Annotated in this window: 22 protein-coding genes; 10 read left to right on the top strand and 12 right to left on the bottom strand. The window is 63.4% G+C overall.

The window, feature by feature from the left end; all coding sequences use genetic code 11:
• Window positions 1-23: 23 nt before the first annotated feature.
• From rdgB to C0V76_RS00305, 3 genes are read left to right on the top strand one after another with little or no spacing between them, the layout of a single operon-like run.
• Entirely contained in the window at window positions 24-614 is a 591-nt protein-coding gene (rdgB, locus tag C0V76_RS00315) for an RdgB/HAM1 family non-canonical purine NTP pyrophosphatase (protein ID WP_101940376.1), read from the top strand.
• A gap of 4 nt (window positions 615-618) precedes the next feature.
• Window positions 619-2,622 (top strand): DUF1631 family protein, encoded by a 2,004-nt coding sequence (locus C0V76_RS00310; RefSeq protein ID WP_101940375.1) that lies wholly within the window; start codon window positions 619-621, stop codon window positions 2,620-2,622.
• 37 nt (window positions 2,623-2,659) lie between these two features.
• A complete protein-coding gene (locus tag C0V76_RS00305) occupies window positions 2,660-2,986 on the top strand; it encodes a DUF2782 domain-containing protein (RefSeq protein ID WP_101940374.1) in 327 nt (108 codons plus the stop codon).
• 63 nt (window positions 2,987-3,049) lie between these two features.
• On the opposite strand, the gene C0V76_RS00300 is transcribed toward C0V76_RS00305, so the two are convergent.
• Window positions 3,050-4,414, bottom strand: a complete 1,365-nt coding sequence (locus tag C0V76_RS00300; protein ID WP_101940373.1) for a polysaccharide lyase family 1 protein — start codon at window positions 4,412-4,414, stop codon at window positions 3,050-3,052.
• Between the two features lie 137 nt (window positions 4,415-4,551).
• Between C0V76_RS00300 and hemF the strand changes: the two genes are divergently transcribed.
• The gene (gene hemF, locus C0V76_RS00295; RefSeq protein ID WP_216821607.1) at window positions 4,552-5,460 is read left to right on the top strand and encodes an oxygen-dependent coproporphyrinogen oxidase; all 909 of its coding nucleotides are present in this window, start codon (window positions 4,552-4,554) and stop codon (window positions 5,458-5,460) included.
• Window positions 5,461-5,462: 2 nt separating this feature from the next.
• Window positions 5,463-5,978: a hypothetical protein gene (locus C0V76_RS00290; RefSeq protein WP_101940371.1), complete on the top strand. Its 516-nt coding sequence runs from the start codon at window positions 5,463-5,465 to the stop codon at window positions 5,976-5,978.
• Here the strand turns inward: C0V76_RS00290 and C0V76_RS00285 are convergent.
• The 3 genes from C0V76_RS00285 to C0V76_RS00275 form a co-directional block, all read right to left on the bottom strand.
• A complete protein-coding gene (locus C0V76_RS00285) occupies window positions 5,975-7,336 on the bottom strand; it encodes a diguanylate cyclase (RefSeq protein ID WP_101940370.1) in 1,362 nt (453 codons plus the stop codon). The two genes, C0V76_RS00290 and C0V76_RS00285, sit on opposite strands and share 4 nt — an antisense overlap.
• Before the next feature lie 149 nt (window positions 7,337-7,485).
• Window positions 7,486-7,971: a YbaK/EbsC family protein gene (locus C0V76_RS00280; RefSeq protein ID WP_101940369.1), complete on the bottom strand. Its 486-nt coding sequence runs from the start codon at window positions 7,969-7,971 to the stop codon at window positions 7,486-7,488.
• A gap of 1 nt (window position 7,972) precedes the next feature.
• Window positions 7,973-8,515 carry an adenine phosphoribosyltransferase gene (locus C0V76_RS00275; RefSeq protein WP_101940368.1) on the bottom strand — a complete coding sequence of 181 codons (543 nt, stop codon included), beginning with the start codon at window positions 8,513-8,515 and terminating at the stop codon, window positions 7,973-7,975.
• Window positions 8,516-8,665: 150 nt separating this feature from the next.
• Here C0V76_RS00275 and C0V76_RS00270 point away from each other — a divergent pair, with 150 nt between their 5' ends.
• A complete protein-coding gene (locus tag C0V76_RS00270) occupies window positions 8,666-9,232 on the top strand; it encodes a TIGR00645 family protein (RefSeq protein ID WP_101940367.1) in 567 nt (188 codons plus the stop codon).
• 95 nt (window positions 9,233-9,327) lie between these two features.
• Window positions 9,328-10,845 carry a fumarate hydratase gene (locus tag C0V76_RS00265; protein ID WP_101940366.1) on the top strand — a complete coding sequence of 506 codons (1,518 nt, stop codon included), beginning with the start codon at window positions 9,328-9,330 and terminating at the stop codon, window positions 10,843-10,845.
• A gap of 55 nt (window positions 10,846-10,900) precedes the next feature.
• Here C0V76_RS00265 and C0V76_RS00260 read toward each other — a convergent pair whose 3' ends face one another.
• Complete coding sequence (locus C0V76_RS00260) at window positions 10,901-14,932, bottom strand: NACHT domain-containing NTPase (RefSeq protein WP_101940365.1); 4,032 nt, start codon at window positions 14,930-14,932, stop codon at window positions 10,901-10,903.
• Window positions 14,933-15,047: 115 nt separating this feature from the next.
• Between C0V76_RS00260 and C0V76_RS00255 the strand changes: the two genes are divergently transcribed.
• Complete coding sequence (locus C0V76_RS00255; protein ID WP_101940364.1) at window positions 15,048-15,296, top strand: DUF2835 family protein; 249 nt, start codon at window positions 15,048-15,050, stop codon at window positions 15,294-15,296.
• A gap of 152 nt (window positions 15,297-15,448) precedes the next feature.
• Here the strand turns inward: C0V76_RS00255 and C0V76_RS00250 are convergent, their stop codons facing one another.
• Genes C0V76_RS00250 through C0V76_RS00235 form a run of 4 tightly spaced genes read right to left on the bottom strand, consistent with a single transcriptional unit; the run spans window position 15,449 to window position 19,919 of the window.
• Window positions 15,449-15,658: a hypothetical protein gene (locus C0V76_RS00250; RefSeq protein ID WP_143707311.1), complete on the bottom strand. Its 210-nt coding sequence runs from the start codon at window positions 15,656-15,658 to the stop codon at window positions 15,449-15,451.
• 34 nt (window positions 15,659-15,692) lie between these two features.
• Entirely contained in the window at window positions 15,693-17,252 is a 1,560-nt protein-coding gene (locus tag C0V76_RS00245) for a DHA2 family efflux MFS transporter permease subunit (RefSeq protein ID WP_254048159.1), read from the bottom strand.
• Between the two features lie 10 nt (window positions 17,253-17,262).
• Window positions 17,263-18,426 carry an HlyD family secretion protein gene (locus C0V76_RS00240; protein WP_101940362.1) on the bottom strand — a complete coding sequence of 388 codons (1,164 nt, stop codon included), beginning with the start codon at window positions 18,424-18,426 and terminating at the stop codon, window positions 17,263-17,265.
• Between the two features lie 41 nt (window positions 18,427-18,467).
• Window positions 18,468-19,919 (bottom strand): efflux transporter outer membrane subunit, encoded by a 1,452-nt coding sequence (locus tag C0V76_RS00235; RefSeq protein ID WP_143707310.1) that lies wholly within the window; start codon window positions 19,917-19,919, stop codon window positions 18,468-18,470.
• 101 nt (window positions 19,920-20,020) lie between these two features.
• On the opposite strand from C0V76_RS00235, the gene C0V76_RS00230 reads away from it, so the two are divergent.
• Window positions 20,021-20,629, top strand: coding sequence for a TetR/AcrR family transcriptional regulator (locus tag C0V76_RS00230; protein WP_101940361.1), 609 nt, complete (start codon window positions 20,021-20,023; stop codon window positions 20,627-20,629).
• A 21-nt stretch (window positions 20,630-20,650) separates the two neighbouring features.
• On the opposite strand, the gene C0V76_RS00225 is transcribed toward C0V76_RS00230, so the two are convergent.
• Genes C0V76_RS00225 through C0V76_RS00215 form a run of 3 tightly spaced genes read right to left on the bottom strand, consistent with a single transcriptional unit; the run spans window position 20,651 to window position 22,365 of the window.
• The gene (locus C0V76_RS00225; RefSeq protein WP_101940360.1) at window positions 20,651-21,319 is read right to left on the bottom strand and encodes a DUF799 domain-containing protein; all 669 of its coding nucleotides are present in this window, start codon (window positions 21,317-21,319) and stop codon (window positions 20,651-20,653) included.
• Window positions 21,316-21,678: a DUF4810 domain-containing protein gene (locus tag C0V76_RS00220; RefSeq protein ID WP_101940359.1), complete on the bottom strand. Its 363-nt coding sequence runs from the start codon at window positions 21,676-21,678 to the stop codon at window positions 21,316-21,318. Before C0V76_RS00220 ends, C0V76_RS00225 begins: the two co-directional genes overlap by 4 nt.
• 15 nt (window positions 21,679-21,693) lie before the next feature.
• Entirely contained in the window at window positions 21,694-22,365 is a 672-nt protein-coding gene (locus tag C0V76_RS00215) for a CsgG/HfaB family protein (protein WP_101940983.1), read from the bottom strand.
• A gap of 183 nt (window positions 22,366-22,548) precedes the next feature.
• Here C0V76_RS00215 and C0V76_RS00210 point away from each other — a divergent pair, with 183 nt between their 5' ends.
• The gene (locus tag C0V76_RS00210) at window positions 22,549-23,625 is read left to right on the top strand and encodes a GGDEF domain-containing protein (RefSeq protein WP_101940358.1); all 1,077 of its coding nucleotides are present in this window, start codon (window positions 22,549-22,551) and stop codon (window positions 23,623-23,625) included.
• Window positions 23,626-23,649 lie beyond the last annotated feature (24 nt).

The raw sequence follows: 23,649 nt of genomic DNA, 5'->3' as shown, positions 1-23,649 counted from the left end.
CATCGTCATGAAAGCCGCCTGCCATGAAAAAACTCGTTCTTGCTTCGAATAACGCCGGCAAGTTGCGCGAATTCCAGGCCTTGCTGGCCCCGCTGGGCTGGACGGTGCTGCCGCAAGCGGAACTGGGCGTGCCGGAAGCGGATGAGCCACACTGCACATTCATCGAAAACGCCCTGCTCAAGGCCCGCCACGCCGCCGCGCATACCGGGCTGCCGGCCTTGGCAGACGATTCCGGTATCTGCGTGAATGCTCTGCAGGGGGCGCCCGGTGTGTATTCGGCCCGCTTTGCCGGTGCGCCGAAGTCCGACGAACGCAACAACGCCTTGCTCATTGAAAAGCTCAAGGGCGAGGTGGACCGCCGCGCCCACTACGTTTGCGTGCTGGCCATGGTGCGGAGTGCCGAGGATCCGCAGCCGCTGATCGCCGAGGGCGAATGGCACGGCGAGATCATCGATGTGCCGCGCGGCGCCGGTGGTTTCGGTTACGACCCCTATTTCCTGCTGCCCGAGATGGGCCAGACCGCCGCCGAACTCGATGCGGCACTGAAGAACGCCCTGAGCCATCGTGGCAAAGCCAGTCGCCTGCTGATCGAACGCCTGCGCGGACTGGGCTGAGATCATGGACGCCCTGCTCGAGCAGTGCCGCACGCGTTTTGCCGACACCCTCGCGGCCGCGCTGGCCGAATGTGGCTTGCGCCTGCCGGCCGTGCAGGAAGTGATCCGGCGGGAGGCCGCCAGTGCCTTCCGTGAGCTGGCTGGCCTGCACAGCAAGGAGGAATACCAGCGCCTGCGCAGCGTCACGGCTTCGCGTATCAGCCTGGTGCACCCGGAGGATATGGACCTCACGGTGGCCCTGATCAATCTCAGCCACGCCCTGGGAGACGCCTGCGAACGCGAGTTGCCACGCCTGCACCTGCTCTTCATGCGCCTGCTCGGGCAGGACAGCTCTGTGCTGGACCAGCTTCCCGTGGGGCCGGATGCCGTCTGCGTGGCTTTGCGCGGGGTATGTGATTCCGGCGAGATCGCGCCGGAGCTGCGTCTCGAGCTGCCGGATCTGGTCCGGCCCTATCTGAGTGTGCTGCTCCGCGAGCTCTACAGCGGGCTCACCGAAACCTTGCAGGCGGCTGGCGTGGAACCGGTGTCCCTGCTGCGCTCCGGCCAGGAGGCGGGTGGCAGCGGCTACCAGCCGCTGCAGGAGCGGGTGCCGCTGGCCAGCGGCGATGGCAAGGGCTACGGGGGCCCCGGCAGCGAAAGCCTCAACATCGGGCGTACGCTGGATGGCCCGCTGGGTCAGTTGCAGGAGCGTTTGCTGCGCAATCGCCAGAGCGGCGCCGCTGCCAGTGCGCCGACCCTCGATCCGGCCCTGCTGGCGGCCATCATGGAACGCGTCTTCATCTGGCTTACCGAGCGCCAGCAGGCCGCTGCCGATGCTGCGCCGGGCAGCCTGGCCGAGCTGCAGGCCCTCCTGCCCGCCGCCAGCAATGCCACGCTGGATGCCATCAATCTGAGTTTTGACGTGCTATGCGCCGATGCCCGTCTGTGCCCACCAGTACGTGCCAGCCTCGCACGCCTGCGCCTGCCGGTAGCCAAGGCAGCGCTGATTGAGGGCGAGGTGCTGGGGCAGGCCGACGGGGTGGTCAGCCGTTTCCTTGAGGCTTTGCTGCGCCTGGGCTATGCCCTGGCGCCCGATGCCGCGGCGGCGGACCCGCTGTGTAGCGCCATCGATGCGGCGGTGCTGCGCATCCAGCGCGAGTTCGAGCGTGATCCCGCCGTGTTTGCCCGCGAAGCCGCGCTGCTGGGCGAGCATGAAGCGGCTTTGCTGGCCCGCCAGGCGGAAGCCTGCACTGCTTTCCAGCCCGCCTTGCAGCAGGAGGCCCAGCGCGAGCATTCGCGCAATCGCGCCGCACGCGCCGTGCGGGCGCTATGCGCTGGCGATCTGCCACGGCCGGTGCGGGTCTTTCTTGAACGTCTGTGGGTACGCGTGCTGGCCGCGATCCACCAGCATGGTGGCGGCGAGAAATCGCCGGCCTGGCTGCGCGCCTTGCGCACTGCCAACCAGCTGGTCGAGAGCGTGCAGCCGCGCAGCGATGCGGCCAGCCGCGATGCCTTGCTGGCTGGCTTGCCGGGCCTGCTGGCCGAGCTGCGTGCCGGCCTGGATGCCATCGGCACGCCGGAAGCCTTGCGTGAGCGCGCTTTTCAGAGTTTCGCCAGCCTTCATGCGCTGGCCATGCAGGGGCGTGAGTCCGGGCCCTCATTGGGCGACGACATCCTGAAAGCGACGCCGCCCCGCCTTGAAGCCGCCAGTCAGCAGCCGGGTCTGCAATGGGTGCGTCTGGCGCCGGAAACCGACAGCCCGCCGCCCGAGTGGATTGCCCAGCTGGCGGCAGACCACTGGCTGGACCTGTGCCTGCCGGGCGAGGCCGGCAGCCTGCGGCTCCGGATCTGCGCCTGCGAGGGCAGCCCGAGGATGTATCTGGCGTGCACGCTGGATGCCACGCGTTGCCTGGTCATTCCGCAGCGCTGGCTACAGCAGACCGAGGCCCGGGCGCAGGCCTTGCCTGCCGGCGCGCTCTTCGAGCAGGCGGCCGAGACGGCGCTGCGCGCAGGGGCGGGCTATCATTGAACCGTGGAAGCCGCCCTGGCGCTTCCGGGAGCCCATCATGAAAAAAACCATTCCCCTGATTCTTGCCCTTACCCTCTCCTTGGCCAGCACCCTGAGCCTGGCTCAGAAACTGGAGCCGATTGCTGAAATTCCGCCGCCGCCCGCTGGTGCCAACGATCCTGAGCCGGAGATCACGATCCGCAATCGTGGCGGTGATCGCTATGAGGAATACCGCCTCCATGGTCAGCTCTACATGATCAAGGTGACCCCGCGTGTAGGCCCCGCCTATTACCTCGTATCCCGCGAGCGGGGCGGTGCATTTCAGCGCGTGAATGATCTGGATCGCGCCCAGATGATTCCACAGTGGGTGCTCTTCAGCTGGTAAGCAGCGCTTGCCCACACAAGAAAGCCGCCTTGCAAGGCGGCTTTTTCATGCGCTTGGCTTGCCTCAGCGGGCTGGCCTGGCCACTGGTGAGCTGACCAGCGAATTGAGCCAGTTCTCCAGATTGGAGTAGCCGTTGCGGGCCAGCTTTGCGCCATCTGCCGGGTTCTCCGGATCAAGGCGTCGGGCGATTTCCCAGTCATCGGGTATGCCATCTCCATCCGTGTCGAGCGGCGGCGTGCCCTGCGGCACAGCGGGCCAGCTGCCAACTTCTTCCTGCGAGTCGATGATGCGGCCGCTGCCTTCGGAGACCTGCTCGATCACGCGTAGATCCACCGAATCGCGCCAGGGGTAGCTGGCACCGACGTCGCTGAGCACCCGGATGAAGGCGTCCAGGGCCGGCCAGGTGGTCACCGCCGGGGCGGCGAAAGCCTGCGCAGCCACGGTGTATTTGTCCGGCGCGGGCTTGACCTTGTCGGGCGGCGCGCCCGCGCCAAGCAGCCTGGAGTTGTCCCGTGAAGCGGCCGGATTGCCCTGCATGAAATTGCCGGCCACAAAGAGCTGGATCTTGCCCGGCGTGGCCTTGTCGGTCATTACCAGTGGCTCGATCAGCACCGAGTATTTCGCCGGCTTGATGTAGTTGTTTACGTAATTGATATTGATCCAGCCATCATTGGTGCCGGAGGCGTAGTCGCCCCAGCCGTAGATCACGTTGTTGCGAAAATCGATGCTGCTGGGTGCCGTGTTCTTGAAGTAGTTGTCACCAAAGCGTGGGTTGCGCCCGCGATGGTGGGCGTACACGTTGTGATGCAGAGATACGCCGCCATTCACGCGCAGCAGCGAGCCGTAACCGTGCGCGCCCTTGGCATGTACGCTCTTGTTGAGGCTCTCGGCGATCAGGCTCCACTGGATCGTGATATCAGCCACATCCCCTTCGGTGGACAGCGATTCGTCGGTGGACCAGCCGGCGCTCACATGGTCGATCACCACCCGGCGTGCGCCGTGCATCACGCCCAGGGCATCGTCTTCGGTCTTCGTCAGGTTGCCGAGGCGGAAGCGCATGTAGCGCAGCACCACATCGCTGGCATAGATGCGCGTGGTGTAGCCGGCCACCGTCACGCCGCCGCCAGGCGAGGTTTGCCCGGCAAGCGTGATATTGGGGTGGCGGATCGCCAGCGGCGACTGGAGATGAATCGTGCCGGCCACCCGGAACACCACCGTGCGCGGCCCTTCGGTTTCCACCGCCGCACGCAGGCTGCCGGGGCCGGCGTCATTCAGGTTGGTGACGGCGATCACCCGCCCGCCGCGTCCGGCCACGGTATCGGCCCCGAAGCCCTCGGCGCCCGGAAAGGCCGGCAAGGCAAAAACGGCAGAAGAGGCGAGCAGCAGGCTGGCGGCCAGTGGCGCTCTGGCGAAACGCTGAATGGACATGATGGCGCGGTCTCCGGACAATGATGAAACCGCCTCTGACCGGGCGGATTGCTGCAGCATAACGAATGCGCCCCCGCAGAGGTGGCAGCGCGGCAGATATCACACTCATTCCAGCGGATTTCACAAACAACCCGACCATGAAGCCTGATTCCCTCGCCGTACGCGACTACCTGCAGGGCCTGCAGGATGGCATCGTCGCCACCCTCGAAGATTTCGATGGCCAGCCCTTCCGCACCGATGCCTGGCAGCGCCCGGAAGGCGGTGAAGGCATCACCCGGGTCATCGAAGGCGGTAACTTCTTCGAGCGTGGCGGGGTGAATTTCTCGCATGTCTTCGGCAGCAAGCTGCCGCCTTCTGCCTCGGCCAACCGTCCGGAACTCGTCGGCAGCGGCTTCGAGGCGATGGGCGTATCGTTGGTGCTGCATCCGCGAAATCCCTGGTGCCCCACGGTGCACATGAACGTGCGCTTCTTTATTGCCCGGCCGCAGGATGAAGCGGCCGAGCCGACGTGGTGGTTTGGCGGTGGCATGGATCTCACGCCCTACTATGGCTTCGAGGACGATGCCCGCCACTTCCATGCCACCTGCAAACAGGCGGTGGCTTTTTTTGGGCCGGCGCTGCATCCGCGTTTCAAGGACTGGTGCGACAAGTACTTCCACCTCAAGCACCGCAACGAAGCGCGCGGCGTGGGCGGCCTGTTCTTCGATGATTTCAACGAGCTGGGCTTCGCCAACAGCTTCGCGCTGACCCGCTCGGTCGGCGACGCTTTTCTCAAGGCGTATCTGCCGATCATCGAGCGCCGTCGTGACACGCCTTACGGCGAGCGCGAGCGTGATTTCCAAGCCTACCGGCGCGGCCGCTATGTGGAGTTCAACCTGGTTTTCGACCGCGGCACCCTGTTCGGCCTGCAGTCGGGCGGGCGTACCGAATCCATCCTGATGTCGCTGCCGCCCGAGGTGAAGTGGCGTTATGACTGGCAACCGGAGCCGGGCAGCGCCGAGGCTAGGCTGTATACCGATTTCTTGCCGGTGCGGGACTGGGTCTGACGATGAACAAGCAGAAACTCCGCCGCACTCCGCCTCAGGAACTTGCTGTTGCCGCCGCAGGCTACCAGCGCGAAGCCGTCATCCCGCATTGCCCGACGTGTGCAGCGCCCTGTTGCAAGCTCGACAAGCTGGTGCTGGAGCTGGAATGGGCACAGCTCAAGGGCCTCTGGCAGCTCGAAGAATCACGCAAGGCTTTCGACAAACGCCTCGCCACAGGTCGGGGCCCGATCGAGATCCGCCCGGCCAACGGTCTCTACTACGCGCACAGCAAACCCTGCCCGGCCTTCGATGCGGCCTGCGGCTGTACGGTCTATACCACCCCGCTCAAACCGGTGGGCTGCAGTGATTTCCCGGTCTATGAAAACGAAGGTGAAATCATGGCCGATCTGCGCTGCGAAGCCGTGGATCTCGAGGCGCTGAAGGCCGCGCTGACCCGTGATCTCGGGCCGGATACCCGCATCAAGCAGTCGGCCGACCGGGACTTCCCTTTTCTGGTCACGTTGTCCGTACAGCGCTAGTCCTGGCGGGTTTCGCTGGCGGGCCTGAAGAGGGAGTGGAACGCGCGATCGGCGCGCAGTATGTGGTTGGCCACCATGTCGACGATCAGGAAGTCGATCAACTCTGCCGCAGCGGCGGCGGACTGCGCTTGCGTTAGCTCGGCGCGCAGCCTAGCCGCCTTGCTGAGCAGGCGCGTGTGTTCCAGGCGGTGGGCGATGAGCCCCGGCCAGTCGGCCTCTCCCAGCACCTCTTCCTCATAGCGGAAGTGGCTGTGCAGGTCGTCGATGAGTCGATCGATGGCTGCGCATACGCTCGCCAGATTGCCTGGTTCCAGTTTGGCGGCCGTCTCTTGCACCCTCTCGACGCACTCGAACAGGCTGCGGTGCTGGGCATCGATCTGGCTATGGCCCGATTCGAAGTGGCGTCGCCACAGCAGGCGGGCATGGCGTACCGTCATCGCGTGATCCTGCGCATCACGCGGGGGGGCGGCCAGCACGACGCGGTTACGCCCTTCCGACTTGGCGCCGTAGAGCGCCTCATCGGCCCGCGACAGCGCGCGTCCGATGCTCTCATGAGGCGTGGCCCATTCCGCAACGCCGATGCTGACGCTGACCTTCAGGCCGCCACTGAAAGCCAGGCTGGCAATTGCCTGGCGAATCTTCTCGGCTGCCGTCGCTGCATGTCCGGCGTCGGCATAGGGCATCAGCACGGTGAATTCATCGCCACCCCAGCGGGTAACCAGATCGGATTCGCGGATGCAGGCTTTTACGGTCTGGGCGACCTGCTTGAGCACCTGATCGCCGATTTCATGCCCGCAGCTGTCGTTGATCGATTTGAAGTGATCGATATCGAAAATCAGGATGGCGACTGGATAGGCGTGGCGCTGTGCCCGCTCGTGTTCCAGCGGTGCCCGCTTCTCGAAGTGGCGGCGGTTCCACAGCCCGGTCAGGGCATCGGTTTCGCTCTGCGCGCGCAGCCGCTGCTCCAGCTCATGGCGCTCGGTGATATTGCTGGCTACCCACACCACAGCCTCTTCGCCGTCGACACGGAAGGCCAGGGCCTGCACGCGTCCCTCGAACCAGATGCGTTGCTGCGGCCCGTCGCTACTCAGCCCCTTCACGTCGCTGCCGGCCAGCCCGTATTCCACCACATGCAGCGTGCCGGCCTGCAGTGCTTTGGCGATCTCAGCGAGGAACCAGTCTGCCTTCTCCGCCACCAGTACATCGCTGATGCGTTGCCCGACCAGGCCGCTGCCGTCGTGGTAGTAGCGGGCGTCCGAGCCACCCAGTACCGCTACGTAGCGGCCGCTGCGAGTCAGGATGAAGACCGGGTCGGGCAAGGCGCCGAGGATCTCGGTCAGTTCGGCGAGGGAGAACATGCGGTTGGCCCGGCGGTGTGCGTTGCAGAAACAGACCTTTTGTACGACAGGCGCGCCACTTTGTTAAGCCTGTACCCGAGGGCGATGCGGCATTCCGCCACGCTGCGCATGAAACAGGTGTTCGCCCTGACTGATTCGGTGGACCATGCTCAGTCCTTGCGCACGTCGGACCAGGCTGCACCGGTCAGGCTAGCAAGCTGGGCCGGGCTCAGCGGGAAGACCGAGAAGGGTGTGCCGGCTGCCGCCCACAGGCGCTCGAAGCGCAGCAGATCGGCATCCATCACCAGCCGTACCGGCTGGGCGTGGCCCAGCGGGGCGACACCCCCGATCACATAGCCGGTGGCGGTACGCACGAAATCGGCATCCGCCCGGCCCAGGGTTTCGCCTACCAGGGCAGCCACCTTTTTCTCGCACACCCGGTTCTCGCCGCTGGCGATCACCACCACTGCCTGATCGCTCTGCTTGCCGCGGAAAACGATGGATTTAGCGATCTCGGCCACGCTGCAGCCCACCGCTTCGGCGGCCTCGGCCGAGGTCCGCGTCGGTTGCTCGAATTCGACTACCGTGGTGGAAACACCTGCCTCATCCAGAAGTTGCTGGATGCGGCGGGCGTTAGGGTGTTCGGCAGGCTTCATTTCAGTGCCCCGCGAAATCGACCAGCGTGAACAGCTGCAGGCCTGAGTCACGCAAAAGCTGCGAGCCGCCCAGCTCGGGCAGGTCAACAATCGCCGCACCCTCCACCACCGTGGCGCCGAGGCGCTCGAGCAGCTTCTTGCCAGCCATCATGGTGCCGCCGGTGGCGATCAGGTCATCGATCAGCAGTACGCGGTCGCCGGCTTTGCAGGCGTCGGCATGCATCTCGACGGTGGCGCTGCCGTATTCGAGTTCGTATTCCTCGGCGATCGTGGTGTAGGGCAGCTTGCCCTTCTTGCGGATCGGCACGAAGCCCACGTTCAGCTCATAGGCCACGATGGAGCCGATGATGAAGCCGCGCGCGTCCAGTCCGGCCACCACGTCGATCTTCTGGTGCATGTAGCGCAGCACGAAATGCTGCACCAGCACGCGGAGCGCCGCCGGGTCCTGCAGCAGCGGGGTGATGTCACGGAATTGCACGCCCGGCTGAGGCCAGTCGGGCACGGTGCGGATATGGTCGCGCAGATTGTTGGGGTCGAGCAGCATGGTTTCCTCCAGATAGCGGCAGGATTCTAGCCCGCCAGACGGCTCCGGGGCCGCTGCTATACTTTGCGCTTGACCGGGCGCAGACCCGGCCCCAAATGGGCTCCAGACAGCTGTTCCCCGGCTGCTGCCCCTGCTACTGCAAGAGAGATCATGAAAAAAGACGCATCGCACCACCTCGAAGCTTTCCTCTTCGGCAGCCGCTGGCTGCAAGCTCCGCTCTACCTCGGCCTGGTCTTCGCTCAGGGCGTGTACGTGTTCAAGTTCCTGCAGGAGCTGATCCATCTGGTGACTCACGCGGTGAGCTTCACCGAAGTGGACATCATGCTGATTGTGCTGGGCCTGATCGATGTGGTGATGGTGGCCAACCTGTTGTTGATGGTGATCGTAGGCGGCTATCAGACCTTCGTCTCGCGTCTTGATCTGGATGATCACCCGGACCAACCGGAATGGCTCTCGCATGTGAATGCCGGCGTGCTCAAGATCAAGCTGGCCACGGCGCTGATCGGCATCTCCTCAATCCATCTGCTCAAGACCTTCATCGAAGTCGGCAGCAAGATGGCCCAGGCCACCGATCCCTTTGCGCTGACTCGGCTCGAGCATGGTGTGATGTTCCAGATCGGCATCCACCTGACTTTCGTTCTCTCGGCTCTGGTCATGGCCTATACCGACAGGATCATGAACAGCACCCTGCTGTTGAGCAAAGACCTCGAACATTGATTCGTAGGGCGGGCTTCAGCCCGCCATGTCCGGTTGAGGCAGCACCTACGGCCCCAGCCATGTCAGCCCTAGCCGAAAACAAAGAGAGAACTTATATGGCCACCATCAAGCAAGCCGACCTGATTGACAGCGTCGCCTCCGCCCTGCAATACATCAGCTACTACCATCCGGTGGATTACATCAAGGGCCTCGCCCGTGCCTACGAGATGGAGGCCAGCCCGGCCGCCAAGGATGCGATGGCGCAGATCCTGATCAACTCGCGCATGAGTGCCGAAGGGCACCGCCCGATCTGTCAGGACACTGGCATCGTCACCGTCTTCCTCAAGGTCGGCATGAACGTGCAATGGGAAGGTTTCACCGGTTCGCTGGAAGATGCGGTGAACGAAGGCGTGCGCCGCGCCTACAACCATCCGGACAACAAGCTGCGCGCCTCGGTGCTGGCTGACCCGGCCGGCAAGCGCGCCAACACGAAAGACAACACCCCGGCAGTGATCAACACGAGCATCGTGCCGGGTGACAAAGTGGATGTGATCGTCGCCGCCAAGGGCGGTGGCTCCGAAGCCAAGAGCAAGTTCGCGATGCTGAACCCCTCAGACTCAATCGTCGACTGGGTGCTCAAGACCGTGCCGACCATGGGCGCTGGCTGGTGCCCGCCCGGCATGCTCGGCATCGGCATTGGCGGCACCGCCGAGAAGGCCATGCTACTGGCCAAGGAAGCGCTGATGGAGCCGATCGACATCCTCGACCTGATCGAGCGCGGCCCCAAGACCCGCGCCGAAGAGCTGCGCATCGAGCTGTACGAAAAGGTGAACGCGCTGGGCATCGGCGCCCAAGGCCTCGGCGGCCTGACCACCGTGCTGGATGTGAAGATCCTCGACTACCCGACCCACGCCGCCAACCTGCCAGTGGCGATGATTCCGAACTGCGCCGCCACCCGCCACGCCCACTTCGAGCTGGATGGCAGCGGCCCGGTGTATCTGGATCCGCCTTCGCTGGAAGACTGGCCGAGCCTCACCTATGACTCGTCCAAGGGACGCCGCGTGAATCTCGACACCGTGACGCGCGAAGACGTTGCCTCGTGGAAGCCGGGCGATGTGCTGCTGCTCAACGGCAAGATGCTCACCGGCCGCGATGCCGCGCACAAGCGCATGACCGACATGCTCAACAAGGGTGAAAAGCTGCCGGTCGATCTGGCTGGCAAGTTCATCTACTACGTCGGCCCGGTCGACCCGGTGCGCGACGAAGTCGTCGGCCCGGCCGGCCCCACCACCGCCACGCGCATGGACAAGTTCACCGAGCAGGTGCTGGCACAGACGGGTCTCTTGGGCATGATCGGCAAGTCCGAGCGCGGCCCGGTCGCCATCGAAGCCATCAAGAAGCACCAGTCGGTGTACCTGATGGCTGTGGGCGGCGCCGCCTACCTCGTCTCCAAGGCGATTAAGGCCGCCAAGGTGCTGGCCTTCGAGGATCTGGGCATGGAAGCCATTTATGAGTTCACCGTGCAGGACATGCCGGTGACTGTGGCGGTGGATTCCACCGGCATTTCGGTACATGAAACCGGGCCGAAGGAATGGCAGGCAAAGATCGGCAAGATTCCGGTCAAGACTGTCTGAAACCCCACCTGAAAGCCCGCAGCGATGCGGGCTTTTTCTTGTGCACGTGCTGACCTCAGTGCCAGCTCACATCCAGCACCCGAACAAACACACGATCCCGTTCCGTGCTATCGAGTTGTGCTGTGAGGCGCTGCTGCAGTTCTTGTGGTGAGCTTGGCTTCTTGCCGCTTTCATTACGCATGCAAATCGAAGCTAGCTTCTTCCTGTTCTCATCCAGGGGAACCGCATCGTCTCGTCCAAACCAAAGGATCAGATAGACACCAAAGCCGTTGGCGAGAGGGGCTGTTGTGTACTGTGCGATCAACTGCGAGCGCAGGGCCGTCCATAACTCTTCGTGCCAATACCCTTTGATTTCTATCGGGATCTTGAATTCATTCCGATAGGAAACCTGAATATCCGCACGCTTGTCACGCACGTAATCCGCCTCGGGCTCACAGCTGATTCCCAGGCGATCCAGCCGCGCTCGCAGACGCCGGAGCAATTCGTCACGGCACCGGTTTTCTTCCCGATGACTGACGGGTTTCTTGTTCACGACGTTCCAGAAGGACGCATAGCCATCGTCGTTTTCATGCTGGATCTCGTAGGCAATCTGATCCAGATGATCCAGTACCAGCGCGGCCAGATCGGCGTGACTGGTTGGCGCACCATTTTTCAGCACCTCTGCTGCCTCGCGCAGAGTCGGGAAGCGGAAGTTGCTTTCCCGTTGCCGAATGGCCTGCTGATGACGGGCGTTCTCCAGATACCACTTGAGCTTGTGCAAAGATGGCAATGAGAGCAAGCGCTCGATTTCGGCACCCGCGGTCACATCGTCCGTGGCACCGAGTTGGTCAATGTAACGGCGAACCTGATCACCTCGAGTATTTGCATCACTCAAAAATCCGCCGGTCTTTGGCCACTCAAGCTCTGCGTGAGGAGTCATCAATTCGATCAGCTTACCTGTGACGAATATGGGTAATGCCTGATCAAGGTCAGGCAGGCCAAATCGGCCACCCAGAAAATCAGCGAGGCAATCGCTTCTCTTTGAAGTTTTTCCAACGAAGGCCCACAGAGGATCGGCTTTGGCCGGATCAAGCAACATCGCTACAGCATGCCAGCGTACTGCTTGAGAGACATTCAGCTTCCTTACGTTCTGTAGTTTCGTATCGCACAAGCGAGCCAATTCCTCTGGCACGAGCCGGAGCGCCAGCTTGAGCAATCTACCTAGGGTATTGGTCTGCCCTTCACGTGCTCGCACAGGGAAAATTTCGAGCAATTTTGGCAAGGCGAGTCTTGCCGCTATCTGATTATCAGAGTCTTCCAGCACTTGAATGCCATCGATCAGATCACGCCCAGCTTTGAACACAGATTCCGCATAACGAACCAAGCTCTGGGAGAACAGCGGCGAACGTTCCTTCGCAAGGTGCTTTACCCATTTCGGAACGCCCTCTCCTAGAGTGAGCCAAAGCGTAAGTATGCTATCCAGCGTTGCATCGGTCAGAACATCAATTTGCTCTACTCCGCGCTGCCACCTGAGTTCCATGCCAATCTGGCAAGAGAGGCCTATTCTTGGGTCTTTCTGCGCAAGGTAGAGATCAATGATGGCTTGCGGCTCGGGCAAATCGTCATGCTCTGGACAAAGGCGAAAGCCGACTTCTGCCTTGGAAAGAATCTCGACGCTGTCTTCAATGAAATTGGAAAACCGGGCTAGTGGAGTTTCCCCAGAAATACCGGGGAGTCGTCCTTTCCACACACATGCAAGGTGATGCATCACGCTTGCAGTCGCCGTGCCTTTTTCGATTTCCGGCAGGTGCTGGGCAATTTCGATCAAGCGTTGGCGTCTCGATTCGGCATAGTTTTTCGCACGTGAAACCCTTCTCTCTGCCTGCTGTCTTCTCCAGTCTGGGATTTCCCATGACAAAAGCGGTTGCAGCAAAGACAAGCGTTTTGAGTCTTGGCAGGCCCAGTCTTCGATTGCTTCCAACGTCAAGCCGGCATTGCCTTTCCCGTATTGCAGCGCATTGATTGCGTGTTGCAAATGCTCCTGGATGAGCTCGTCATGCTTGGCTTGGGTTGCTTGCGTGAAGTGCCACAAACCGAGGTCTTCAGGCTCAGGCATGTCATTCAAAACATTCAGTTCGGCATAGAGGCTCCGTGGAAAACTCTTCGCGCGCAGGCTGCGCCGATAGTGTTCGGCCAGCACGTCCTTGTATCGCCGAGAATGGTTCTTGAACCAGTTATCTACAGCACTTCTTGATTCCTGATCTATCGGCACGTGCCCGATTACACCCAACCACGTATAAAGGCGCTCAGTTGCAACGCTTGTGCCGAATGTTTCCAACGCACGTGTGATCAGCCTACCCGTTAGAAAACTGCTGAAAGTTGTCTCGTGGTGGAGATCCGTTCTTCCCGCCAGACCGTCGAGAAAGACGGAAATATCTTCATCGCGGATACATTCTGGAAAGTGACGTGTCCAGAAGAAATGGTAGTTCCCGATATATGAATCGTGATCGGGAATACGCAGGAACCTCAGTAAGTCCTTTGCTTCCAGGGTGCCGGGGTAAAGATCCATCAAAAGGATAGCTGCCAGCTCCCCCTCGTCATCTTTTACATGCCCCTGGTGAATGTCTTCAAGCAAGCGCATGGCCTTGTCCGAGCATGCCCACATTACCCACACATCAAGCGCTTTGCGTCTGAGCCAGCGTCGCAAAGAGTCGTCGCACGCGATTCGGAGTACGAGTGGCGCGAACTCCGTCAGATCGCTGCGGTCCAGCACATCCAACACGCAATCCACCATCGTCTGACTGGCATCATCTCGTTCGGGTGCCTGCAGGATCTTGCGAAAGTCTTCAAACAAAGCCGGATCGGCCAGCGCGCCAAAGCGATGGGCTTCACCGAGGTGGCCGCGAAACCCGGAAAATTTCTCGGCCTCCCGCCGCAAGCCTTGCAGGATCGCGCGCTTGTTCGCAGGGTTCATGGGTTTCACGTCGCCATAGATCACCACGGTAAGCGGGTCAGCCTCGATGAGACGTTGACGCACGCTCAGGCAATGCACAGCCAGCCAGGCGAAGAGCCCACGCAGCCCGGCAACTACGCCGCCATCGGTGCCCAGAAGCAGGGTCAACAGGCGCGGCAGAGGCAAGCCCTTGGCGTCGATCTGCTTGCCCAGCCAGCGGGCGGCGAGGTATTCCGCCACGCTGCGATGGACGGGTTGCAGGCGCTCTTCGATGTCATCCGGTCGGAAAAGCTTGCTGCCGATGGCCTGGCGGGCGCTGGTGGGATCGGGTGGTGAGAACTCTTCGAGCACCGGGAAACGTTCGCTGGCACCCGCGGCCTCGGTGGCGACACCATTGCGGTCTGCCAATAACATGACGGCGCAAAGCTGGCCTGCGGCATCGAGAACCTGATCGACCAGGGCAGGCTTGTCGCGTTTTGCGCGGCGATGTTTCGGGTTGTGCTCTTCCGCCAGTTTCTCGCAGGCGAGGCGGTAAGTGTCATCACGCGAGCCCGGCCAATCAGCGCCACGAATGGCTTTAGCCAGCATTTCAAGCGTTTGCGGGTTGGTGAGCAGATCGGCCACGCCACGTGCCTTTGCGCTTGCCACGAATGCGGTGGAATCGGTGACCTCGGGGTTGTGCTGGAGAATCGTGAGAATGTCGTTTTCGCTGAGCGGCTCGAGGCTCAGGACGCTGATCTTGCCATCCGGCGTTGCGGCTTTGATGTCATCTCTATCGGCTGCACCGTTCCAGTCCGCCGCACGGCAGGCAATACGGAAAGGAGGTTTGCCGAGACGACCGAGGCGATTGCGCAGCTGCCGCAAAAGGCTGTCACCTGTGCCACTGCCGCGGACTTCATCCAGCCCATCAAGAAACAGGGTTTTGCCCTGCCAGGCGGGGTCTGGATCAAGGTCGATGAATTCGGCGATGCGCAGGTATTGCCCACCTGTTTGCTCCGCTTCATTCTTGAGCGCTGTCGATTTTCCCGCACCCGGCTCACCGAGCAGCACCCAGGCGTGTTCGGCACAAAAATCCCTCAATTCGCCGGGCAAGTCGGTTTTGGGACGTTCACTGGCTTCCGGCTGTCTGCGAACACGACGTGATACCTGGATCATGCTTTGGTCGGACACTCATGAGGAGAAGGAAGTATCCACTCGACATGTTTGCTTGGGCAAGTCACATACACGTTCTGTGCTGCAGCTAGCGAGACCTGCTGGCAAAATGTCGAGCATGAAGCGCTTCGAATTCCGCCTCGACATCAGCCCCACCCAATACCTCGCCTATTACCGTGGCGAGGTGTTGCAGGTGGTGGTGAATCTGGCCAACGGCCAGACCATGAGCTTTCCGGCCGGGCTGCTGCGCGAATTCGTTTTGGCCGACGGCATCCACGGCGAATTCGTGCTGACCTGCGACGATCACAACAAGGGCGCCAGGCTCAGCCGCAGGCCGCGACCGCGCTCGATCCGGGTGCGCGCCTGAGACGCTGCACGATCTGTAGCGAGAGGCCGTCAGCAGGGCATCGATACGCACAGGAACCGGAGTTTATGTTGATAAATGAGGATTCCGAGCAGCGCATGAGCCCTGATCACGGCCTCGCAGTAAGATCGTGAACAGCTTCTGAGACTTGTCTGTCAGGGGCGCAGGCAGTGCTGGTCGGCCTGGCAAGCGAGTTGGCGGGCGCGCTGCAGATCGCGCTCCTGTTCCTGACCGACCATCCAGCCAGCCACGTAAGCGACAACCAGCAAGCCCAGCAGCATGGCTGCCAGGTGCGACAGGCTGAAAACCGGCAGGCGCCAGCCTGGCAGGCTGGCGAGGGAGCGGGGTGCGTTATCGGGATGCATGAGCTGTCCTCCGTAGTTCAGATTCATCAATTCATCAGTGCGAGGCCGAGGGATCCACGGCGCGCGTGGCGCGCGGGGCTAGCCAGATGCTGCAGGCCGCCACGAACAGGATCACGGCGATCAGCATGAACAGTTGGTTGGTGGCGAGCATCACGCTCTGGCCTTCGACCAGGCGTTCAAGCGAGCCGAGGGTGCCCGGGTCTTGCAAGGCATGGGCGGCTGAGCCGAGTGGATCGAGCTGGCTGGCGACGCCGGCCTGATTCACCGGATCGAGCGTGGCCACCATGTCGGCGCGGTTGAACTGGATGCGGTCTTCCCAGCTGGCGGTGGTCAGCGAGGTGGCAAAGGCCCCGGCGAGCGTCCGCAGGAAGTTCATCAGGCCGGCGGCTGAGGCGGTCTCGCGTTCTTCCACGCTGCCCAGGATCTGGCCAGTGAGCGGCACGAAGAAGAAGGGCATGCCGATGCCCATCACCAGCAGCGGCAGGGCGACCTGCCAGTAGGTCATGTCGGTGGTGCCGAAGGCGCGCCACAGGGTGACCGCGCCGAGCCAGGAGACGCCGAAGAAGACCAGCGGACGCGAGTCGATCTTGCTCGAGAGCATCGCTGCGAAGGGCGCGCACAGCACCGCCAGCACGCCGCTCCAGGCCGTGGCCATGCCCGACCAGGTGGCGGTGTAACCCATGTGCTGCTGCAGCCACAGCGGGGTCAGCACATTGGCGCCGAAGAAGGCGCCGAAGGCCAGCACCAGCGTGAGTACGCCGAAGGAATAGCCGCGATGGCGGAACACCCGCAGGTCCACGATCGGGTGGCGCTCGTTGAGCTCCCAGATCAGGAAGGCCGCGAAGCCGATCACGGCCACGATGGCGAGACCTACGATGAGTGGCGAGGAAAACCAGTCCAGATTCTTGCCTTCGTCGAGCATGATCTGCAGGGCGCCAACCCAGATGATCAGCAGGGCGAGGCCAATTTTGTCGATCGGTGCCTTTTCCAGACCAGTCTCGTAGCGCTTGAGCAGACCCCAACCGAACCAGGCGCAGATCAGGGCAATCGGCACGTTGATGTAGAAGATCCAGGACCAGTGGCTCTGGTCGCAGATCACCCCGCCCACGATGGGGCCGAGAATCGGGGCGACCAGGGTGGTCATGGCCCAGATGGCTGTGGCTGCCGCGGCTTTGTCCTTCGGGAAGATGCGCAGTAGCAGGGTTTGCGACAGCGGCATGAGCGGGCCACCGGCCAGCCCCTGCAGCACGCGCGCGCCCACCAGCATGCCCAGTGAGTTCGAGAAGCCGCACAACAGGGATGCGAGGCCGAACAGGGCCATGGAGGTCACGAACACGCGTACCGCGCCGAAGCGCCCGGCCAGCCAGCCGGTGAGCGGCACGGTGATGGCCTCGGCCACCGCGTAGGAGGTGATCACCCAGGTGCCTTGGCTGCTGGTGACGCCGAGACTGCCGGCGATGGTGGCAACCGAGACGTTGGCGATGGTCATGTCCAGCACGGCGATAAAGTTCGCCAGTGCCAGCACCAGTGCGCCGACGATCAGCATGCCCCCGCGCAGGGGCTGCTCGCCGTTGGGGAGAAGAGCCTGATTCATGGGACGGTGCTCAGTTGGTGCTGCTGCGGGTGTCGATGGTGGCATGCATGGAGAGGCCGACCTGCAAGGGGTGAGCGGCCAGATCGGTTGGGTCGAGCTCGATGCGCACCGGCAGGCGCTGCACCACCTTGATCCAGTTGCCGCTGGCGTTCTGCGCCGGGATGGCGGCGAAGGCTGCGCCGGTGCCGCCGGAGAAGCCGGCCACGGTGCCGTGGTAAGTCACCTTGTCGCCGTAGATGTCAGCGCGTAGCTCGACCTTCTGGCCTACGCGCACGTCCTGCAGCTGGACTTCCTTGTAGTTCGCATCGACGTGCATGTGCGCCACCGGCACCACCGAGAGAAGATTGGCACCGGCCTGCACACGCTGGCCCACCTGCACCGTGCGACGTGCCACCACGCCATCCACCGGCGCGCGCACCACGGTGCGCTGCAGGTCGACCAGGGCCTGGTCGCGGCGGGCGCGTGCCAGTGCCACTTCGGGGTTGTTTTCGAGCGTGCTGTCGTCGATCAGCACCGAATTCGCTTCACGCGAGCCGACGGCGGCGGCGCGGTTGGCGCGGGCTTGAGCGGCGCCGGCTTTGGCGGCCGCCAGCGCAGCCTGGGCTGCATCAAAACTGTTGCGAGCGCGGCTCAGCTCTTCGCCGGAGACGGAGCCGGAGCCGGCCAGGGCTTCACGGCGACGCAGATCGATGCCGGCGCGTTCGAAATCGGATTCGGCCGAAGCGAGCTGGGCAGCGGCGCGCTGTTCGTCGGCTGCCCGTGCGGCAATCTGGGCCGTGAGACCGGCGTCGGTTGCTTGGAAACCACGCACCTTGCGTACCGCACGACCATATTCGGCTTCGGCCTGGGCCAGCGCCAGGCGGGCATCGGTGTCGTCGATCACGAACAGCACATCGCCGGCCTTCACGGCCTGGGTATCGCTGACCTTCACTTCGCGCACGGTGCCGCCGACGGCGGGGGTCACCTGGGCAATCTCGGCGGCGGCATAGGCGTTATCGGTGGTGACGAAGTGTGAGGCGTAGAGACCGTAGTAGAGGCTGTAGCCGACCGCAGCCAGTGCTACGACGCCGCCGAGTGCGGTGAACAGGGCCTTGCGGCGCTGGCCGTTGCGGGCATCGATGGCGAGGTCTTCTTCGCTGACGGCGTGGATCTTGGCGGTGGAGGTCTGGGACATGATGGTTTTCCTTGAATTCGGGTCGGGGGAGAGGGTCGGTTTCAGTTGTGCTGGTAGCCGCCGCCGAGGGCACGCACTAGGGCCACGTCGAGGCTGAAGGCGCGCGACTGCAGATCGGTCAGGCCACGCAGGCTGCTGAGCATCGCGTCTTCGGCGCTGAGCACGTCGAGGTAGTTCGAGAGGCCGCCGTCATAGCGGTTGCGGGCGATCTGCCAGGCCTGCCTGGCGGCGCCGAAGGCGGCTTCGCCACGCTCCAGACGCGGTGCCAGGGCACGCTGGCTCACTGCGGCATCGGCCACTTCACGCAGCGCCTGGGTCACGGCGCTGTCGTAGTTCGCCACGGCTTCTTCGTAGTCGGCGCGGCGGCTCTTGTACTGCGCCTGCAGGCGTCCGCTGTCGAAGATTGGCAAGGAAATCGCCGGGCCGACCGAACCGATGTCCGAACCAGACTTGAAGAGCTGGTCCAGCCCCAGGGATTGCACGCCGATGAAGGCGGAGAGATTCACGTTCGGGTAGAACTCGGCCTTGGCCGAATCGATACGCTTGGCAGCGGCTTCGGCGCGCAGGCGGGCGGCGATCACGTCCGGGCGGCGGCCCAGTAATTCCAGCGCGAGCTTGCCGGGCAGGCCCGGCGCGTGGTCGAGGCGGATCGTCGGGCGGGCGATGGCGAGGCCACGGTCCGGGCCGGCGCCAAGCAGCTCGGCGAGGTAATTGCGCTGCAGGGCGATGCTCTCGTCGGCGGCCAGCAGATCGCCTTCAGCCGAGGCCTGGCGTGCTTCGGCGCCACGCACGCTGCCGAGCGTTTCGAGGCCGTTGGTATAGCGTTCCTGGAACAGCTGGGCGGTCTTGCTGCGCACTTCCAGCGCGGCGGCGGCGGTGTCGCGGGCGGCGTGCAGGCGGGCCAGCTCGGCGTAGCCACTGGCAATCGAGCTCGACAGCAGCAGCGCAGCCTGGGCGGCATCAGCGGCAGCGGCTTCGCGCTCGGAGGTGGCGGCAGCCACGGCGCTGCGGTTCTTGCCCCAGAAATCCAGCTCCCAGCTGAAGTCCAGACTGACCCGGCCATAGTCGTTCCAGCCCAGCGGCGACATGCTCTTGGGCGTGAGGTAGTTGTAACTCTGCTTGGCTTCGGACGCCGAGGCATTGGCCGTGAATTGCGGCCCGCCGCTGGCCTGACGGGTCTGCACACCGGCTTCAGCACGTTGCAGGCGGGCGGCAGCGGCGCGCAGGCTGGGGGCGCCGGCCAGTGCTTCTTCGATCAGGCGATCAAGCTGGGCATCAGCATAGTCATTCCACCAGCGATCCTGCGGCCAGCGTTGGGCGGGGGCGGCGAGGCTCTGCTCGGCGGACCAGTCCGAGGCAGGCTTGAGTGCGCTGAGCGGGCCGGTTTGCGGAATCTGGGCACAGGCTGCGAGGCCCAGCAGGCTGGCCAGCGCCAGGACGGTGAGGGAGGATGAAACCCGCGCTGCAGCAGGGGGATTGGGGAGGGAGGGCACGACGGCTTCCTTATTAACTGTACTGTACGGTACAGTTTTAATTGACAGCGGCGCCTTGTCAAGCAAAACTGTACGGGTGAGTTTAAAAAAAGGTTTCAGCCATGCGGATCAAGTGCGAAGCACGTCGCCAGAACATCGTGGAAGTCGCCAGCGAGGTCTTCCGGGAGTTCGGCTTCGAGGCCGCCTCGATGTCCGAAATCGCGACGCGGGTAGGCGGCTCAAAGGCCACGCTTTACAGCTACTTCAGCTCCAAGGAGGAGCTGTTCGTGGCCGTGGTGCGCCAGTTTGCCGAGGCGCACATGCGCGAAATCTTCGCCCTGCTCGATCCTGCTGCGGATCTGGGCAACACGCTGCAGGTTTTCGGTGAACGCTTCCTGGGCCGGATCAGCCAGCCGGATATGGTTTGTGCGCACCGCAATCTGTTTGCGGAGGCTGGCAAGAGCAATGTGGGACGTCTGTTCTACGAGCGTGGCCCGCTCGAAGGTTTGCAGATGCTGGCCGACTTCATGCAGCAGGCGATGGCGCTGGGCAAGCTACGCAGCGAAGACAAGATGATTGCTGCCCACCATTTCCTCGGCCTGCTCAAGGCTGAGAGTCTGGAGCGCCTGCTGCTGGGCGTGCAGGATGAGATCGAGCCGGCCAGCATTGCGCCGATGGTGGCACGTGCGGTGCAGGTCTTCCTGTGCGGCTATGCGCCGGCCACCGTCTGAGGTGGCCGCCGGCGGATCAGCTTACTTCGGCGCTGCGTCGAGTGCGTAGCGCGGGGAGCGCGGGCCGTACAGGATGCCGTTGGGGCGCGCGGCCAGCAGGCGCTGGCTGGTGACCCCGGCCACGCGGTGGCCCTGATCGCTGAGGGTGTTGACGATCTGGTCGACCGCCGCCTTGACCAGCATGCCGATCACGCCATTCCCGGAGTTGCCCTGATCCTCGTTGGTGGAGGCCGTGGCTGAGCCGATCCACAGCGTGTCGCCGCTGCGCAGATCCACCAGACGGCCGCTGCAGGTGACCCGCGTGTCGCTGGAGAAGATCTGGTAGCGCGTGCCGTAGTCGGTGATCTCGATGTACATCACGGTATCCGCGCCAAAGATCTCGTGCAGCTTAGCGGGCGCCACGGCGTGGATTTCGTCGGGCTGAGTCAGGCCGTTCTGGCGGAAGGTTTCATCCACCACGGTGACCGGATAGACGTAGTAACCGGACTCGGCCAGCGGGTAGCTGACGTAGGACATCACGCTGTTGCTGGCCTTGATGTCCGGTGACTTGTTCACTGGTGGCAGAACCAGAATGGAGCGCGGCTGGGCGCGCCGGAAGGCTGTGTAGTCATAGGCTTGCGGCGAGGTGGCGCAACCGGTGGCGAGCGCGGCCAAGGCCAGCAGCGGGACGAGCTTCAGGATGCGGATCATGCTTTGCCTCCGGCCAGTTTGCGGAGCAGGAAGTCCATGTAAGCGGCCGATTCCGGGAACAGGGTCTTCTCGGTTTCGAAGGCCTGACGCGCCAGTTCCGGCTTGCCCTCGTTGATCTGCAGTAGCCCCAGGTGGGCGTAGAAGCCGGGGGGCACGGATTTGTTGGCAGCCTTGGCTTCTTCGATGATTTTCTGCAGGGCGAGGATCTGCTCGGGGTGGCTGCTGCCCTCGTTCTTCAGATAGGCATACAGCTGCGGCTGATAGTCACCCCAGTAGTAGAGCGTGGGCGTGCGGGTGGCGCAGCCACCCGCCAGCAGGGCGGCCAGTAGCAGGCCGCCGAGTGTGGTCTTGATCCGCATCGGAAGCTGGTGCCTTTACTGGACGGGGCGCCAGGCGCCGCTCTCGACGCCGCGCACGAGATTGTTCACCGCTTCGCGGATGGCCAGATCCAGCACCTTGCCGTTGAGGGTCGAGTCGTAGCTGGCGGTGCCGCCGAAGCCGACCACCTCGCGGTTGGACAGGCTGTACTCGCCGGCGCCCTGCACCGAATAGACCACTTCGGAAGTCAGCACGTTGACCACGTTCAGATTCACCTTGGCGTAGGCCACCTGCTCGCGGCCACGGCCCAGGATGCCGAAGAGCTGCATATCGCCGACTTCCTTGCGGCCGAACTCGCTGACGTCGCCCGTCACCACGTAATTGGCCCCCTTGAGGTTCTGCGCCTGCTTGTTGAGACCGGCTTCCTGGGCGATTTCCTGCATGTTGTCGCGGTCCAGCACGACGAAGCGGCCAGTCTGCTGCAGATGGGTGATCAGGATGGTCTTGGCCTGGCCGCCGAGGCGGTCGACGTTGTCGGAGAATACGCCGCGCAGATAGCTCGAACGGTTGTCGAACTTGCCGACCGACAGCGGGCTGCGTGCGCCGGCATAGGGCTGGTTGGCGGTTTCGACCTTGGCTACGGCCAGGCTGCGGGAGGATTCGGTGGCGCAGCCGGCCAGCGTGCACAGGGCGGCCAGCAGCAACGGGAAGAAGGAAAGTTTTGTCATGTTCGGGTCCTCGACAAGGGGGCCGCCGGCATCGGCAGGCCGCGCGGAGCCCCGCAGCATACCTGATCGCTATGCCCAGCCCGGCATACGGTGCCTGACGGCAAGCTGACCATCGGTGAAGTCCTGCGTAGAGAGGCGAGCGGAAGCTGCTAGAAAGAGGGATCTGCCCTCAAGGAAGTTTTCATGCCCGCCCGCCAGCCAGCCTCCGATCTCGATGAAGACCGCCTGTTGCAGACCCTGCATGAGGAGCAGCGCCGCATCGGCTTGCGCCTGGGGCCGGTCAGCATCGTCTTGAATGTCGGTTTTGCCTTGCTGTTTGCGATCCTGCAGATCTGGCCGCTCGCCGCCAGCTACCTGGCCGGCAGCCTGTACTACCTGTGGGTGTTCCGGGCAACCAATGCGCCTGGCTACCGGCCTAACCGGCTGGTGCTGTGGATATGGCTGGTGATTTTCGCCCAGGCCTTGCTGGCGGTGCTGTTGCTGGGCCCCGGGGCTGGCTTCCAGCTGTACCTGGTAGGCACCCTGCTGCCGAGTTTTTCCAGCCTGAGCCGGCCGCTCTCGCACAAGCTCTTCCAGGGCGCGGTGATCGTTGCTTTCTTCCTGCTCTGTGACACCTGGCTGGCGAGCGAGACTCCGCTCTACGCGCTGACCCCCAGGCTGACTGCCATCCTGCGCCACTTCAACATCCTCGGCTTCTGCGCCATCCTGGCCTGGATTGCCCATGCCCATGCCTTGTCCGTGCATGAGGCGGAGCAGGCGCTGCACCGGATCGCCAGCAGCGATCCACTCACCGGCCTTTTCAACCGCCGCGCCATCACCGAACTCGCCGAACGCGAGATCGCCCGCAGCCAGCGCACCCACCAGCCGCTGTCACTGATCCTGTGCGACATCGATCATTTCAAGCGCATCAATGACAGCCACGGTCACGCAGCGGGGGACCATGTGCTGCAGACGGTGGCCAAGCTGCTCCAGGCGACCGTACGCGAGTACGACTGCGTGGCTCGCTGGGGCGGCGAGGAGTTCCTGATCCTGCTGCCGGATGCGACGGGAGCAGGGGCTGCCGCGATTGCCGAGCGCCTGCGTGCAGCCGTTGAGGCGTGTGTGATCAGCTTTGAGGGCCAGGCGATTCCGGTCACCCTGACCCTCGGTGTGAGCCTTCTGGACCCACAGGAAAACTGGCATGCCGCCATCAACCGGGCCGACGAAGCGCTGTATCGCGGCAAGGCCGGCGGACGCAATCGCGTCGAAACTGGCGTATAGATGCATCGGTTCCGTGCATAGAAG

This window comes from Uliginosibacterium sp. TH139 (assembly GCF_002855595.1).
GTDB classification, from domain to species: domain Bacteria; phylum Pseudomonadota; class Gammaproteobacteria; order Burkholderiales; family Rhodocyclaceae; genus Uliginosibacterium; species Uliginosibacterium aquaticum.
This window is presented reverse-complemented; position numbering and strand designations above follow the sequence as displayed.

Excerpts from the sequence above, each read along its gene's own strand:
- C0V76_RS00230 (WP_101940361.1), top strand. The coding sequence starts at position 20,021 with ATGCGGATCAAGTGCGAAGCACGTCGCCAGAACATCGTGGAAGTCGCC.
- C0V76_RS00240 (WP_101940362.1), bottom strand. The coding sequence starts at position 18,426 with ATGTCCCAGACCTCCACCGCCAAGATCCACGCCGTCAGCGAAGAAGAC.
- C0V76_RS00310 (WP_101940375.1), top strand. The coding sequence starts at position 619 with ATGGACGCCCTGCTCGAGCAGTGCCGCACGCGTTTTGCCGACACCCTC.
- C0V76_RS00280 (WP_101940369.1), bottom strand. The coding sequence starts at position 7,971 with ATGAAGCCTGCCGAACACCCTAACGCCCGCCGCATCCAGCAACTTCTG.
- C0V76_RS00300 (WP_101940373.1), bottom strand. The coding sequence starts at position 4,414 with ATGTCCATTCAGCGTTTCGCCAGAGCGCCACTGGCCGCCAGCCTGCTG.
- C0V76_RS00210 (WP_101940358.1), top strand. The coding sequence starts at position 22,549 with ATGCCCGCCCGCCAGCCAGCCTCCGATCTCGATGAAGACCGCCTGTTG.
- C0V76_RS00245 (WP_254048159.1), bottom strand. The coding sequence starts at position 17,252 with ATGAATCAGGCTCTTCTCCCCAACGGCGAGCAGCCCCTGCGCGGGGGC.
- C0V76_RS00290 (WP_101940371.1), top strand. The coding sequence starts at position 5,463 with ATGAACAAGCAGAAACTCCGCCGCACTCCGCCTCAGGAACTTGCTGTT.
- C0V76_RS00265 (WP_101940366.1), top strand. The coding sequence starts at position 9,328 with ATGGCCACCATCAAGCAAGCCGACCTGATTGACAGCGTCGCCTCCGCC.
- C0V76_RS00285 (WP_101940370.1), bottom strand. The coding sequence starts at position 7,336 with ATGTTCTCCCTCGCCGAACTGACCGAGATCCTCGGCGCCTTGCCCGAC.
- C0V76_RS00225 (WP_101940360.1), bottom strand. The coding sequence starts at position 21,319 with ATGATCCGCATCCTGAAGCTCGTCCCGCTGCTGGCCTTGGCCGCGCTC.
- hemF (WP_216821607.1), top strand. The coding sequence starts at position 4,552 with ATGAAGCCTGATTCCCTCGCCGTACGCGACTACCTGCAGGGCCTGCAG.
- C0V76_RS00260 (WP_101940365.1), bottom strand. The coding sequence starts at position 14,932 with ATGATCCAGGTATCACGTCGTGTTCGCAGACAGCCGGAAGCCAGTGAA.
- C0V76_RS00255 (WP_101940364.1), top strand. The coding sequence starts at position 15,048 with ATGAAGCGCTTCGAATTCCGCCTCGACATCAGCCCCACCCAATACCTC.
- C0V76_RS00275 (WP_101940368.1), bottom strand. The coding sequence starts at position 8,515 with ATGCTGCTCGACCCCAACAATCTGCGCGACCATATCCGCACCGTGCCC.
- C0V76_RS00215 (WP_101940983.1), bottom strand. The coding sequence starts at position 22,365 with ATGACAAAACTTTCCTTCTTCCCGTTGCTGCTGGCCGCCCTGTGCACG.
- C0V76_RS00305 (WP_101940374.1), top strand. The coding sequence starts at position 2,660 with ATGAAAAAAACCATTCCCCTGATTCTTGCCCTTACCCTCTCCTTGGCC.
- C0V76_RS00250 (WP_143707311.1), bottom strand. The coding sequence starts at position 15,658 with ATGCATCCCGATAACGCACCCCGCTCCCTCGCCAGCCTGCCAGGCTGG.
- C0V76_RS00270 (WP_101940367.1), top strand. The coding sequence starts at position 8,666 with ATGAAAAAAGACGCATCGCACCACCTCGAAGCTTTCCTCTTCGGCAGC.
- rdgB (WP_101940376.1), top strand. The coding sequence starts at position 24 with ATGAAAAAACTCGTTCTTGCTTCGAATAACGCCGGCAAGTTGCGCGAA.
- C0V76_RS00220 (WP_101940359.1), bottom strand. The coding sequence starts at position 21,678 with ATGCGGATCAAGACCACACTCGGCGGCCTGCTACTGGCCGCCCTGCTG.